The sequence below is a fragment of the Mesorhizobium sp. LNJC394B00 genome (genome assembly GCF_000502555.1).
Classification (GTDB): domain Bacteria; phylum Pseudomonadota; class Alphaproteobacteria; order Rhizobiales; family Rhizobiaceae; genus Mesorhizobium.
In genome coordinates this window covers 1-12,717 of sequence record NZ_AYWH01000029.1, presented here as the reverse complement: position 1 = coordinate 12,717, position 12,717 = coordinate 1, and the positions used below count along the sequence as shown (strand labels likewise).

The following is a 12,717-nucleotide window of genomic DNA, read 5'->3' as shown; positions in this document are numbered from 1 at the left end:
GTCCTCCGGCGGACAAGAAAACTGTCACCCATGCTATCGGTCCATTCTGTTACCTATCTATCCGGTTCGGACACCGCGCCCCTCTCCCCGTCACTATACGGGGAGAGGATGCCGGCAGGCAGGTGAGGGGCAGCGCCAACGGACGGGAAAATGAAGCAACTCATGCCTGAACCGTTTACCCTCCATTTCGTCCAACCCCTTGCAGTCCGCCGCAACTTTGAACAGTCTGTGCCTACACGGGGGCGAGGCTAAATGCGCGGCGAAGTTCTTCACTATGACGAGGCCCAGGGTTTCGGCTTCATCACCGGGGCGGACGGCAACCGCTACACCTTCGCGCGCGAGGATCTGCGCCGTGATACCGTGATCGCGAACGGCGTCGTGGTCGAGTTTCTGCCGGCAAGCGGTCAGGCGCGCGACGTTTTTTCAATCCGCGCCCAGCCCGCCAGTCCCGCCACCGCTGCGCCAGCGGCAAGCGCCGCGCCGCCCAAGGCGGCTGCCGCTTCAGCCGCGCCACAGCATTTCGGCCGCCTGGCGGAAGACGGCGCGGTTCGCGATAGCGGACTGCCGGGTTATTTCTGGCGAGGCGTGACGCGCAACTACATCAACTTCGCCGAACGCGCCCGCCGCAAGGAATTCTGGGGCTACTGCCTGTTCTGGACCGTCAGCTTCATCCTGGTCGGAATTGCCGGCGCCCTCGCCGACCAGGCCGTCGGCAATTTCGATGCCGGCAACTGGCCGATTGTGATGATCGGCGTCTGGGGGCTGTTTTGGCTAGCGACGTTCCTGCCCTGGGTCGGGCTCGTCGTGCGCCGCTTGCACGACATCGGCCTGACCGGCTGGCTGGCAATACCTTACTTCGCAATCACCTTCATGTTCGCTCCGGCTACGCTGATCCTCGCGCTGATACTCGGATTGATCCCGACCCAGGCCCACGAAAACCAGTGGGGGCCGGTGCCGCACAGCGTTGCGGTCTAGAGCCACCTCCAGTGTTGAAATCGCATGCAACCTTCGGTAGCATCATCCGTGCGAGACAAGGGGGAGTCGCATGCGCGGTACGGTCTGCCACTTCGACGAAGGTCATGATTACGGCTACATCAACGGCTTCGACGGCAAACGCTATCTGTTTACACGCGCCGACTTTCGCCATGGCGCGCTTCTTGCCAGGGGCACAGCTGTCGAATTTGAGCCTGATGATGGCGACGCGCATGACATAGTCGTATCGGCCACATCGCCAATGAGCGCAGAACGCCCGGCACAATCCGGCCATATGGTGGCGGATCAGCCTGCGCTGGGACTATGGGCCTATTTTCGGCGCGCTGTGATAGCAGATTACGCCATTTCAATGGACGCGCGCGCCGAAAGGAATTCTGGCATTCTATTTCGGCTTGATCATCTTGTTTGTCGCTTTTTTCGGCTTCGGCGCTCTACTTAACCTTGCGATAAGCGGTTTTGGAAATGGTCCCAGGACCTCCATCGGGTATATCCCCGCCCTGCTTTTCGTGTTCGCAATATATGTGCCGCTCGTCGCCCTTTTCGTCCGTCGCCTGCACGACATCGGCCTCAGCGGATGGTTCGCCCTGCTTTGCTTCGCCCCGGCTCTGAACGCCATCGCCTTCATCGTTCTCGGAGTGATCCCCTCTCAACTCGGCGAAAACCAATGGGGACAGGTGCCAGCTGGCGTAGGGATCTAGCTGCGGTTCCCTTCATCCCAGGAACTTGGCGATGACGGCATCGCCCATTGCGACAGTGCCGACTTCGGTCATGCCCTCGGACAAAATATCCTTCGTCCGCAGCCCGTCGTCGAGCACGGCGGCTATGGCGCCTTCGAGCTTGTCGGCCTCATCGACCATGCCGAAGGAGTAGCGCAGGCACATGGCAAACGAAGCGATCATGGCGATCGGGTTGGCGATGCCCTGTCCCGCAATGTCGGGCGCCGAGCCATGCACCGGCTCGTACAGCGCCTTGCGCTTCTTGGTCTTCACATCGGGCGCGCCGAGCGAGGCCGACGGCAGCATGCCGATCGATCCGGTCAGCATGGCGGCGATGTCGGACAGCATGTCGCCGAACAGATTGTCGGTGACGATGACGTCGAACTGCTTTGGCCAGCGCACCAGCTGCATGCCGCCGGCATCGGCCAGCATGTGGTCGAGCTTGACGTCGGCATAGCGAGTCTTCTGGGTCTGGGTGACGACCTCGTTCCACAGCACCCCGGATTTCATGACGTTGCGCTTTTCCATCGATGTCACGTGGTTCTTGCGCGTGCGCGCCAGCTCGAAGGCGACGCCGGAAATGCGCTCGATCTCGAACGTGTCGTAGACCTGCGTGTCGATGCCGCGCTTCTGGCCGTTGCCGAGATCGATGATCTGCTTCGGCTCGCCGAAATAGACGCCGCCGGTAAGCTCGCGCACGATCAATATGTCGAGGCCCTCGACCACCTCCTGCTTGAGCGAGGAGGACGCCGCCAGCGCCGGATAGCAGATGGCGGGGCGCAGATTTGCGAACAGCTCCATATCCTTGCGCAGCCGTAGCAACCCGGCCTCGGGACGCACCTCGTAAGGCACCTTGTCCCATTTCGGCCCGCCAACGGCGCCGAACAGAACCGCATCCGCAGCCATCGCCTTTGCCATGTCGGCGTCGGAAATCGCCGCGCCATGCGCGTCGTAAGCACAGCCGCCGACCAAGCCTTCATCAGTGGCAAAACCGCTGCCGAGCTTTGCGTTCATGGCCGCGATCAGCTTCTTCACCTCGGCCATCGCCTCGGGGCCGATGCCATCGCCGGCGAGCAGGAGAAGATTTTTCGAAGCCATGGAGAACCGTCCCAACACTGTTTGGAGAAACCGCGGCCTTGCTAAACGCCAAGAGCTTGCGGCGCAAGGGGATGAAGAACGCTACGACGGCGCCCGCCTCTCAGAACCTGGGTTCCTCGCCCTCGACAGAGGCGGGGGAGAGGAACAAATCACTTATGCGACAAAATATTCACCAACCGGCCGAATGGATCGCGCACATAAAACCGCCGTACGCCCCACGGCTCGTCGGCCGGACCGTATTCGACGGCAAAGCCGGCGGCCTTCATGCCTTGCAGCGCCGCATCGACATCGTCGACCTCGATGGAGAGGTCCGGCACCGGCGTGCCGGAGCCGCCCTGGGCCATGAAGCTGATCTGCACCTGCATCCGTTCGTCGGACCCGTAGGTGACGATCCAGCCCTGATCCATCAGCACATCGAGGCCAAGCACGTCCTGATAGAAGCGTTTCGCCGCCGCCGCGTCCTGCGTCCCGATATTGGCTACGATGCGCCGGACCGTCATGGCTTTGGCCTCTTCAAGCCGTGCGCCGCAGCGCCGTGACTTCGATCTCGATCTTCATTTCCGGCTTGTTGAGCTGGCACACGATCATCGTCGCCGCCGGCCTGATCTCGCCGAAAGCCTCGCCGAGGATGGGGAAGACGACGTCCACGATGGCCCGGTCTGTGATGTAGTAATGCGCCCGCACCACATCGGCCATGTCGAAGCCGCCATCCCTCAGCGCCTCCGCGATGGTCGCCAGGCAATTGCGCGTCTGCGCCTCCACCGTTTCCGGCATGGTCATCGTCGCATAGTCGTAGCCGGTCGTTCCCGACACGAAGCACCAGTCGCCCTGCACCACCGCGCGCGAATAGCCGGCGGTTTTTTCGAAGGGCGAACCGGTGGAGATGAGTGTGCGCATGGAGCCTCGCTGTGGTTTCGGACACTTTGCAGGAAAGGGCCGGCCAGGCCATGGGCCAAGTCAGGTGCAAATCTTGGTCGTCGGCGGGACAGCACCCCCCTCTGGCCTGCCGGCCATCTCCCCCTCAAGGGGGGAGATTAGCAGTTCGGACGCCTTTCTCGCTTTCCACATTTGCGATTGGCGAAAGCCAGAGTGACGTCTGATCTCCCCCCTTGAGCGGGAGATGCCCGGCAGGGCAGAGGGGGGTGTGACGGATCGCGACGGAACAAGCATGAACACCGAGTGTTCGCCGCGCTGCCGCAAACCCTAGTTCCCCGACTCCTGCGCCTTGTCCATTGCTTCCTTCACATCCGCCGGCCAGTCCGCCACCGGCGGCCAGGCCTGCGGCTCGCCATTGTCGCCGCGGCGGGCGAAGTAGAGCGTGTGCTTGGCCGGGTCGACCGCCATGAAACCGTCATTGCTGCCGCATGCGTGCGGCACGCAGCCGGTGGCGTAGAAGGCGCCCGACGCCGTCTTTTCGGTGCCGCCGCCGACCAGCAGGCTGGTCGCCATGTCGGGCATGGTGTCGCCGAGTAGCGTCTGCGCCGCCTTGTAGACGGCCTCATTGTGGAAGGCGTCGATGATGTTCTGGTATTTGGCCGGATCGACGTCCTTCCAGTCCGTACCCCGCTCCGGCGCGTAGGTCAGGTCGCCCGAGATCGTCAGCCCGTCGCTGGGCGACCATTGCAGCGCTTGCTTCGTATCGCCCGGCAACAGATACGGCACGAAATAGATGGCGTTGTCGGCCACCGCCGCCGGCGGCGCGCCGCATTCGTCCTGTTCGACCTTGAGGCTTTGTATCTCGCCGCCTTCCGGCTTCCAGACGATGACCTTGGCCGGGCCGCACTGGTTGCCGCCGTCGCCGACATCGACCAGCGCCACGTCGACGCCGCCGACCTTGACTGTTCTGTCGAAGAACACGTCATAATTGCTGGCCAGCTGCTTGCCGTCATAGGCCAGCACCTTCTCGCCATCCTGCTCCGGCTGGGTGATGGTCAGCTGCCCGCCCTCGAACGGGACCGGCCCCTGGCTGTCATCGTCCGCCAGGGCCGCATTGTTCGACGCGCCCGGATCGGCGGCGGACGGATCTTCTGCCGGCACGAGGACCGTGTCGGTCTGTGCTTGCGCGCCGGCCACCGGCATCAGCATCCACGCCAGCGCGCAGGCGCCGCCAAGAAGAAAACGTGTCATGACTGTCCCCTCCGTTCAGCCGCCACGAACCCGGCTTTGTGGCGGCCGGGCCATCTCGTACCACTCAGGCCCAAGGACGCTCGGCAGCGTTCTTCTTCTCGAACGAGGCGATGGCGCCGGCCTTCTCCATGGTCAGGCCGATATCGTCGAGGCCGTTCAGCAGGCAGTGGCGCTTGAAGTCATCGAGGTCGAAGCTGACCACGCCGCCGTCGGGGCCGCGGATTTCCTTGGCCTCGAGGTCGACCGATACCGTCGCATTGGAGCCGCGCGAGGCGTCGTCCATCAGTTTCTCCAGATCTTCCGGGCTGACGGTGATCGGCAAAATGCCGTTCTTGAAGCAGTTGTTGTAGAAAATGTCGGCGAACGACGTCGAGATGACGCAGCGAATGCCGAAATCGAGCAGCGCCCACGGCGCGTGTTCGCGGCTCGAACCGCAGCCGAAATTGTCGCCGGCGACCAGGATCTGCGCCTTGCGGTAGGCTGGCTTGTTGAGCACGAAGTCGGGGTTTTCCGAGCCATCGTCCTTGTAGCGCATTTCGGCGAACAGGCCGCTGCCGAGCCCGGTGCGCTTGATCGTCTTGAGATAATCCTTGGGGATGATCATGTCGGTGTCGACATTGACGATCGGCATCGGTGCGGCGACGCCGGTGAGCTTGGTGAATTTTTCCATGGCTTTTGCCCGTTCTTGATCGATAATTCGTTGCGTCAGGGTTTGCTGCGCCCGGTTTACACAAAGCCGCCGGCAAATAAAAGGCAACTGTTGGTGCGCGGCCCGATCGAAAGATCGGCGCGGCACTGTCTTTAAAACCGGCTGCCGTTGGTGCACCTTACGCCCATGACCGCACAATCGAAGATTATCTATGCCAGGGAGCCTGAGATCGACGTCGCTGAATTCCGCCGCGTGCTGGTCGAATCCACGCTCGGCGAAACACGCCCCGTCGATGACGACGCCCGGCTGCAGGCGATGCTTTCGGGCGCGAACCTGGTGCTGACGGCGCGGCTCGACATCGAAGGCAGGCCGCTGATCGGGGTTATCAGGGCCATCACCGATTTTTCCTGGGTGTGCTACGTCTCAGAGCTCGCCGTATCCCAATCTGCGCAAGGCCTCGGCATCGGCAAGGGCCTGATGGACGAGGCCCGCCGGCAGCTTGGGCCTTCGGTCGCCATCAGCCTGATCTCNCGGCATCGGCAAGGGCCTGATGGACGAGGCCCGCCGGCAGCTTGGGCCTTCGGTCGCCATCAGCCTGATCTCGATGCCCGACGCCGTCGGCTTCTACGAGCGTATCGGCATGAAGCGAATGGCCGACGCGTTCTGGTTCTCCCGCGAGCACTGACGCCGCGTGGCGCAATCGCCGATCGGGTTGGGCAGTCAAGGCGGGCAAGGTTCTCGGGCAATCCGGAACGGTGTTCAGGACCCCGCGTAGCAACGCCTCCTTGTCGCCCTTGACCCGCGCTTCATCCGGTCCAAATCCGCAGCATGGGAAATCGCCGATCTCTGATAGGCACCGCCGGATGGGGAATTCCGTCTCGATACAAGGCTGACTTTCCGCAGCCCGGGTCGCATCTCGAACGTTACGCAAAATGCTTTCCGGTCGTGGAAATCGACACCTCCTTCTACAAACCGCACCGCCGCGAGACCTATGAGCGCTGGGCGCACGCCGTGCCGGAGCGATTCCGTTTCGCGGTCAAGGCACCGAAGAGCATGACCCATGAGCATCGCCTCGCCGATTGCGAGGGGCTGACAGAGGACTTTCTCGGGCAGGTCGAAGGTCTCGGCGAAAAGCTGAGCGTGCTTCTGGTGCAGCTGCCGCCAAGCCTGCCCTTCGAGCCGGAGGTCGCCGGCGGCTTCTTCGACATGTTGGGCAGGCGTAGCCTGGCAAGGCTGGCATGCGAGCCGCGCCATCCCAGCTGGTTCGGCGCCGAGGCCGACGCACTCCTTGTCGACAACCGGATCACGCGCGTTGCCGTTGACCCGACCCCGGTTGCGGAGGCAGCAGGGCCGGGTGGCTGGCCCGGCCTTGCCTATTTCCGCTGGCACGGCGCGCCGCGCATCTACTATTCGGGCTACGATGCCGAAACGCTCGACCGGTTTGCGCGGCAAGTGGAAGCAGCGGCAGTTTCCGGCGCAGAGGTCTGGGGCATTTTCGACAACACGGCCGCCGGGCATGCACTGGGCAACGCGATGGCTGTCAGTGCGATGGTTGCTTAGACTCTCGCGGGACAGCACCCCCCTCTGGCCTGCCGGCCATCTCCCCCGCAAGGGGGGAGATCAGATGCCGCGACCGCTTTCGCCAATCGCCGACGTTGCAAGAATGGCGCCTTCGCCGAAGCTGCCAATCTCCCCCCTTGCGGGGGAGATGCCCGGCAGGGCAGAGGGGGGTAGGCGGGAACTCGACAGTGAGCTTTTGCCGCCTCAAATCACATTCAATTCCCGGAACGCCCTTCCCTCAGCCACTCTGGCGTACCCAAACGCCGAGCAATCCACCGTCCGATACCCGCCATGCACCAACAACTCCGCCAGCGCCTTACCGGCGGCCGGCGCCTGCTGCAGGCCGTGGCCTGAAAATCCGTTGGCGAAGATGAAATTGCCGACCTCGGGATGCGGGCCGATCACCGCATTCTGGTCGAGCGTGTTGTAGTCGTAGTGGCCGGCCCAGGCGCGTGTCGGCTTGATCGCCTCGAAGGCAGGGATACGGGTTGCCAGCACGGGCCAGATCACCTCTTCGAACAGCGGCCAGTCGACGTCGAAATCCCGGGGGTCGGCGGGGCCATCGCCCTCCTCCGGTTCGGCGCCGCCGGTGAGATAGACCGAGCCTTCAGGCCGGACATAGATGCCGGATGGGTCGACCAGCAGCGGCATGTCGACGTATTTTTCCCGCGCCTCGAAGACGAAAACGTTGCGCTTGCGCGGCTCGACGGGCAGCACGAGTCCCGCCATGCCGGCCACCTTGCCGGCATTCGGCCCGGCGGCGTTGACGACGATGCCGGCTTGCAGTCTTTCGCCATTGTCGAGGTCCACGCCGGTGGCGCGGTTGCCCTGCCTCTCAATGCCGGTGACATCGGCGGCGATGAAATCTATTTGTCTGTCACGCAATGCCTTGCGAAACAGCGTCAACATGGCATGAGCGTCGAACCAGCCCTCGCCGGTGCGGCCGAAGGCGCCGGCGCTGATGCCTTCGGTCGACAGCCAGGCAAAGCGCTTTGCCAGCTGGTCGGCATCCTCGAGCAGAATGTCGGCGCCCTCGGCGACCTGTGCTTGGTGGTTGGCTTTCAGGATCGGCAACCCGGCCTCGCCGGCCAGGATGAGATAGCCGCCTTCGCGAAAACCGATATCGGCGTCGGTGCCGAAGGTCTCCTTCAGCCGCCGGAATAGGTTTAGCGTGAACTGCGACAGCCGGATATTTTCCGGAATCGAGAATTGCTGACGGATCGAGGCCATGGACAGCGTCGTTGCCGCATGGGCGAATTGCGGGTCGCGTTCGATCAGCGCGATGGAGCCGGAAAAGCCTTCCTCGCGAAGGTAGTAGGCGACCGAGGAGCCGACGATGGCTCCGCCGATGATGACGATGTCGTAGCGCACGTTTTTCTCCGATCCGGCCGCCGGCATCCTTCATGCCCCCGGCACAATGATCTCGAAGCGCGTGCCGCGCCCGGAGTCAACCAGCGCGATCGTGCCATCATGCGCTTTCAGGAGGGCCAGCACTATGCCTAGGCCCATGCCGGTCCCGCCGGATTCGCGCCGCGTGGTGAAGAACGGCTCGAAAATGCGTGCCCTGTTGCTCGGCGAGATGCCGGCGCCGTCGTCGCTGACCGCAATGGTCACCTTGCCTTCGGCGCTGGCAGCCGCCAGCAAAACCTGGGTCGCGCCGTGCCTGGCGGAATTGTCGATCAGGTTGGCAAGCACGATCGCCGCATTCTCGGCCGATATGCGCAGACCAGTTTCGCCGCCCGTCTCGATGGTCACAGCCAGCCTGCCGTCCACCGGCAGCAATGCCAGCGCCGCATCGAGCGACGTGCTTTCGCCGCTCGGCGCCAGGTTTTCCGCGCGCGCCAGATCGAGCAGGCGCCGCACCAGCAGATTGAGCCTTCCGGCATCGTTGACGATGTTGCCGGAAAACCGCTTGCGCTCTGCCGCGTCCATCGCCTCGCCGGAATCGCGCAAGAGTTCGGCCGCGCCCTGGATCGCCGTCAGCGGCGATTTGAGCTCGTGCGAGACATGGGTGGCGAAAGTCTGGATCGAGTCGGAGCGCGCCTGCAGCTTTTCGGCCATGTCGAGGAAGGCGGCGGACAGCTCGGCCATTTCGCGCGTGCCGTGATGGTCGAGCGGCCGGATGGCGTCGCGGTCGCCGGCGGCGATGCGCCTCGTGCGCTCCATCAGCGCGTAGATCGGCCGGCTGACGGTGCGCAGGAAGACCAGCGCGATCAGCAGCGTGCCGAAGAGCATGGCGATGGCCGCCAGCGTCACCTTGCCGCGTTCGCCATAGAGATGCTTGACGATGTTGTTCGGCGTTCGAGACAGGTAGATCACGCCGGCGACATGGCCGTCGACCGCGATCGGCATGGCGACAAAGACGCGAACTTTCGTGCCGCGGCTGACCGAATAGAGGGGCGGTGGCGGCTGGTCGGGAATTCTTTGTCTCAACACGCTGGCGTAGTGGCCGGCAAGGGCGGTGCGCACCTCTTCGACATGGGCGAGCGACAGTCCGACCTCATCGCGCCCTGCAATGACAACGCCGCGCGGATCGAGCAGCCGGAAGCCGGCCAGCGTGGTTTTTTGCGTCGTGTCGAGAATGCCGGACAGGCTGGCGCCGATCGCCGCGAAGGCCGGATCGGTGGCGGCAGCGACGCCGGCGGGTCGGGTCGGCAGCAGGTAGTCGGAAGCGAGATCGAGACTTGGCTCGATCGGCTGGTACGGCGAATCCTCGCCGCGGCTGGCGTCGCCGCTGTCAGCCTGCATCGGCACCCCAAGCTTCTCCGGGGCAATGCCGGCGTCACTGATATTCTGCGCATAGATGGCGGCGATGACGGCGCCTTGCGCGATCAACTCGCCCTCGGTCTGGCGGATCAGCTGGTTTTCATAGAGCCGGAAGAAGAACAGGCCGACCAGCGGCAGCGCCAGCACCATGATGAGGATGGCGAGGACCACGGTGGCCAGCCTTGGCCGCCATTTGGTGCCGATCCACTTGGCGTCGCTCAGGCGCCGCATCGGCCAAGCCGGAAACCGACGCCATGCACGGTTTCGATGGCGTCGAGACAGCCTGCCGCCGCCAGCTTGGCGCGGATGTTGCGGATGTGGCTATCGACGGTACGGTCGGCGACATGGATGTTGGCGGCATAGGCGCTAGCGACCACCAGGTCGCGCCCCAGCACATGCGCCGGCCGCGCCAGAAATCCTTTCAGGATCGAGAATTCGATCGCCGTCAGCGCCAGCGCCTTGCCGTCGAAACTGGCGCCATGGCTGGCCGGCACCAGGCTGAGCTTGCCATGCGCAAAGTTCTTGTCATCGGCGGGGTCCGGCGCCACCGGGCGGGCGCGGCGCAGGATGACGTTGACGCGCGCCACCAGTTCGCGCGGGCTGAACGGTTTCGTCACGTAGTCGTCGCCGCCCATTTCGAGCCCGAGGATGCGGTCGATTTCCTCGTCGCGCGCGGACAGGAACAGAACCGGCACGTCGGAGCGCTGCCTCAGCCGCCGGCAGACTTCCAGCCCGTCCATCTCCGGCATGCCGATGTCGAGCACGACGAGGTCGGGCACGCGGCGCTCGATCGCCTGCAGGGCCGCGGCGCCGTCGGACACGGCCTGCGTCTTCATCCCGGCCTTTTCCAGCGCAAAGCAGATGATCTCGCGAATGTGCGGATCGTCGTCGGCGACCAGGATCTGATGCGGCATGGATCTAACGGTCCGGCACTGAAGGTTGCGAGGGCTGGGTAGGTGGAGGAAGCACGAGCGGACCTCTCTTGTCGAGAACCTGCAGGAGCCTCCAGCCGCGAAAGCTCCAGGCGCGCCACTGCTTCTGCTCGGCGATAGTGTCGTCGATCATCATTTGGTCGGCCAGACAGGTGGTTTGGTTTCCGAATTGGTGCATGTAGAGGCGGTCCAGCGCCGGCATGGCGGCAGCGCCGAGCGAGCGCAGATATTCGGTATCGATAGGCGTGCCGTCGCCGGTCATTTCAAGGGAATGGTCGACATTGAAATTGGCGATCATTGCGGCGAAGTTGATGAAGCAGCAGGCATAAAGCGTCGCCGATAACGTCGCAAGATTGGCGGAGAGCAGCCATTCGTTGGATTTTCCAAGCGCGATGCGGGCAATGATCAGTACAAGCCCTGACGCCACCAACCCCATCCAGACGAAAGCCGCGATGCGCCAGTAGGTCAGTGCATAGACGCCGATATAGAGATCGAGCCTGAGAATCGACGAAATGACCAGCACGATGTTCTGCGCCACCCAGGCATAGACCAGTCGGCGGATCAGCGGATCGCTTGACGTTTCGCTGCCCGGCCGCAGCGCCGCCAGCACGAAGCCGGCGGCCAGCAGCGCGGTGGCGATCAGCGGATAGGCGCCGCGATGCGCATAAGCGGCATAGCTCAACCCGTCGGGAAGGGCGACCCCGCCCCAGAGATAGGCGGCGTCGAGCCCGGTCTGCAGCGCAAACAGGGCATTGAAGACGATCAGCGCGCGCAAGATCGCGGCCTTGCCGAAGACGACGGCCTCGATCGTCGTGGCGGATTTTGTCGCGGCCGGTGCGGCCACGGCTGCAGGCGGCGCCAAAGGTGGAAGGCGGCGTGGGGGTCGGCGCAGCAAGCGCGGCAGGCGAGGCCGCAGGAAAGCCCAGACGCCGGCGAGCACGAACAGCCAGAAGACGATCCGCGCCAGCTGGATGAGATCGAGCAGCTTCATCAGGTCGATCAGCGACAGCCAGTATTCGATGACTGGATTGGCGGTGCCGAACAACAGCAGGAACACCGCGCCCAGCGTCACCGGCATGACCCAGACGATGATGGACGCCAGGTGGATGCGGCGGCCGCCAAGCCGGCGCACCGTGCGGCGCCATTGGAAAAAGTCACGGATAAGGCGCAGCGGCGCCGCCAGGAGGAACAGCGCGACCTGGCCGGCAATGCGGGCGATGCCGTGCCGCAGCCGCCCGGACAGGGACAGCGCAAACACCACCAGCGCCACGACAGCTATCGCCACCGACAGCGGGCTGACGTTCTCGGCCAGCGGCAGCAGCGCGACCAACAAAGCGGCCGGCTTGAGCCAGGGTCGGGTGGAATTCAGTGCGGCAGGATGCACAGCGACCACCGCGCCGGCGATCAGGATGGCAAACAGCAGCACCGTGATCCCGGCGGGCTGGCCGTAAAAGAAAAAATCCGCCAGCGCCACGAGCAGGACGGCGATGCCGAAACGGCGGCAAAAGGTCGGGGAAAGGGACTGCGTCATGCTCGGACTTTCCTGATGGGCTGGATCCGGCCGACGGGCGGATGTCTGGGGGTAAAAGGGAGCAGGCTTGCCTCCAGGCAAAGGCCGGCCTCCGTGCGAGGCGGATCGACCAGCCACCAGCTTTCGCTGCTGAGACGATAGGGCAGGGACCAACGGTTTCGCTGTTGCATGCCGCTGTTGTGGTGGCTGCGCATGGATACGGCAGGGCGCAGCGGAGGAGGTTTTCCGCAGAGATGTGCAGTTTTCGTGCAGGACCTGCGCTTACGGCGGGTTGTCCAGCCGATAGATGGGTAACACTTTGAACCGGATACATAGGTGACACTTCTCTCCCCCTATGCGTCCGCC

The 12,717-nt window shown here is 64.0% G+C and carries 14 protein-coding genes and 1 pseudogene; 6 read left to right on the top strand and 9 right to left on the bottom strand.

The genetic code is table 11. The annotated features are described in order from the left end of the window. The first annotated feature begins 252 nt into the window (after positions 1-252). From X751_RS135065 to X751_RS1000000168355, 3 genes are all read left to right on the top strand, one after another. Positions 253-975 (top strand): DUF805 domain-containing protein, encoded by a 723-nt coding sequence (locus tag X751_RS135065; protein ID WP_023746482.1) that lies wholly within the window; start codon positions 253-255, stop codon positions 973-975. 70 nt (positions 976-1,045) lie between these two features. Then, positions 1,046-1,432, top strand: coding sequence for a hypothetical protein (locus tag X751_RS1000000168360; RefSeq protein WP_245265862.1), 387 nt, complete (start codon positions 1,046-1,048; stop codon positions 1,430-1,432). After that, complete coding sequence (locus X751_RS1000000168355; RefSeq protein WP_023746481.1) at positions 1,386-1,691, top strand: DUF805 domain-containing protein; 306 nt, start codon at positions 1,386-1,388, stop codon at positions 1,689-1,691. The genes X751_RS1000000168360 and X751_RS1000000168355 overlap by 47 nt, the downstream gene beginning before the upstream one ends. Before the next feature lie 12 nt (positions 1,692-1,703). Here the strand turns inward: X751_RS1000000168355 and leuB are convergent, their stop codons facing one another. The 5 genes from leuB to leuD form a co-directional block, all read right to left on the bottom strand. Continuing rightward, complete coding sequence (gene leuB / locus X751_RS135070; protein WP_023746480.1) at positions 1,704-2,807, bottom strand: 3-isopropylmalate dehydrogenase; 1,104 nt, start codon at positions 2,805-2,807, stop codon at positions 1,704-1,706. Between the two features lie 149 nt (positions 2,808-2,956). Further along, entirely contained in the window at positions 2,957-3,307 is a 351-nt protein-coding gene (locus tag X751_RS135075) for a VOC family protein (RefSeq protein ID WP_023671691.1), read from the bottom strand. A gap of 13 nt (positions 3,308-3,320) precedes the next feature. Further along, a complete protein-coding gene (locus X751_RS135080) occupies positions 3,321-3,704 on the bottom strand; it encodes a RidA family protein (protein WP_023683820.1) in 384 nt (127 codons plus the stop codon). A gap of 306 nt (positions 3,705-4,010) precedes the next feature. Beyond that, positions 4,011-4,934, bottom strand: a complete 924-nt coding sequence (locus X751_RS135085; RefSeq protein WP_023746479.1) for a hypothetical protein — start codon at positions 4,932-4,934, stop codon at positions 4,011-4,013. Between the two features lie 64 nt (positions 4,935-4,998). Next, entirely contained in the window at positions 4,999-5,604 is a 606-nt protein-coding gene (gene leuD, locus X751_RS135090; protein WP_023671688.1) for a 3-isopropylmalate dehydratase small subunit, read from the bottom strand. Between the two features lie 165 nt (positions 5,605-5,769). Here leuD and X751_RS1000000168700 point away from each other — a divergent pair. The 3 genes and pseudogenes from X751_RS1000000168700 to X751_RS135095 all read left to right on the top strand — a co-directional run. Further along, a pseudogene (locus tag X751_RS1000000168700) lies at positions 5,770-6,018 on the top strand (GNAT family N-acetyltransferase); the annotation flags it as partial. A 115-nt stretch (positions 6,019-6,133) separates the two neighbouring features. Then, the gene (locus X751_RS1000000168345; RefSeq protein WP_023746478.1) at positions 6,134-6,268 is read left to right on the top strand and encodes a hypothetical protein; all 135 of its coding nucleotides are present in this window, start codon (positions 6,134-6,136) and stop codon (positions 6,266-6,268) included. Between the two features lie 143 nt (positions 6,269-6,411). Beyond that, a complete protein-coding gene (locus X751_RS135095; RefSeq protein ID WP_031247461.1) occupies positions 6,412-7,143 on the top strand; it encodes a DUF72 domain-containing protein in 732 nt (243 codons plus the stop codon). A 204-nt stretch (positions 7,144-7,347) separates the two neighbouring features. On the opposite strand, the gene X751_RS135100 is transcribed toward X751_RS135095, so the two are convergent. Genes X751_RS135100 through X751_RS135115 form a run of 4 tightly spaced genes read right to left on the bottom strand, consistent with a single transcriptional unit; the run spans position 7,348 to position 12,372 of the window. Continuing rightward, on the bottom strand, positions 7,348-8,514 hold the full coding sequence (locus tag X751_RS135100) for an FAD-binding oxidoreductase (protein WP_023726010.1): 1,167 nt from the start codon (positions 8,512-8,514) through the stop codon (positions 7,348-7,350). A gap of 30 nt (positions 8,515-8,544) precedes the next feature. After that, the gene (locus X751_RS135105; RefSeq protein WP_023746475.1) at positions 8,545-10,140 is read right to left on the bottom strand and encodes a HAMP domain-containing sensor histidine kinase; all 1,596 of its coding nucleotides are present in this window, start codon (positions 10,138-10,140) and stop codon (positions 8,545-8,547) included. Continuing rightward, positions 10,128-10,823, bottom strand: a complete 696-nt coding sequence (locus X751_RS135110) for a response regulator transcription factor (protein ID WP_023746474.1) — start codon at positions 10,821-10,823, stop codon at positions 10,128-10,130. Before X751_RS135110 ends, X751_RS135105 begins: the two co-directional genes overlap by 13 nt. 4 nt (positions 10,824-10,827) lie before the next feature. Continuing rightward, positions 10,828-12,372 (bottom strand): DUF4173 domain-containing protein, encoded by a 1,545-nt coding sequence (locus X751_RS135115; protein WP_023746473.1) that lies wholly within the window; start codon positions 12,370-12,372, stop codon positions 10,828-10,830. Positions 12,373-12,717: the final 345 nt, after the last annotated feature.

Coding starts and splice junctions, on each gene's coding strand:
- X751_RS135075 (WP_023671691.1), bottom strand. CDS start 3,307: ATGACGGTCCGGCGCATCGTAGCCAATATCGGGACGCAGGACGCGGCG.
- X751_RS1000000168345 (WP_023746478.1), top strand. CDS start 6,134: ATGGACGAGGCCCGCCGGCAGCTTGGGCCTTCGGTCGCCATCAGCCTG.
- leuB (WP_023746480.1), bottom strand. CDS start 2,807: ATGGCTTCGAAAAATCTTCTCCTGCTCGCCGGCGATGGCATCGGCCCC.
- X751_RS135065 (WP_023746482.1), top strand. CDS start 253: ATGCGCGGCGAAGTTCTTCACTATGACGAGGCCCAGGGTTTCGGCTTC.
- leuD (WP_023671688.1), bottom strand. CDS start 5,604: ATGGAAAAATTCACCAAGCTCACCGGCGTCGCCGCACCGATGCCGATC.
- X751_RS135115 (WP_023746473.1), bottom strand. CDS start 12,372: ATGACGCAGTCCCTTTCCCCGACCTTTTGCCGCCGTTTCGGCATCGCC.
- X751_RS135095 (WP_031247461.1), top strand. CDS start 6,412: ATGGGAAATCGCCGATCTCTGATAGGCACCGCCGGATGGGGAATTCCG.
- X751_RS135085 (WP_023746479.1), bottom strand. CDS start 4,934: ATGACACGTTTTCTTCTTGGCGGCGCCTGCGCGCTGGCGTGGATGCTG.
- X751_RS135080 (WP_023683820.1), bottom strand. CDS start 3,704: ATGCGCACACTCATCTCCACCGGTTCGCCCTTCGAAAAAACCGCCGGC.
- X751_RS135110 (WP_023746474.1), bottom strand. CDS start 10,823: ATGCCGCATCAGATCCTGGTCGCCGACGACGATCCGCACATTCGCGAG.
- X751_RS1000000168360 (WP_245265862.1), top strand. CDS start 1,046: ATGCGCGGTACGGTCTGCCACTTCGACGAAGGTCATGATTACGGCTAC.
- X751_RS135105 (WP_023746475.1), bottom strand. CDS start 10,140: ATGCGGCGCCTGAGCGACGCCAAGTGGATCGGCACCAAATGGCGGCCA.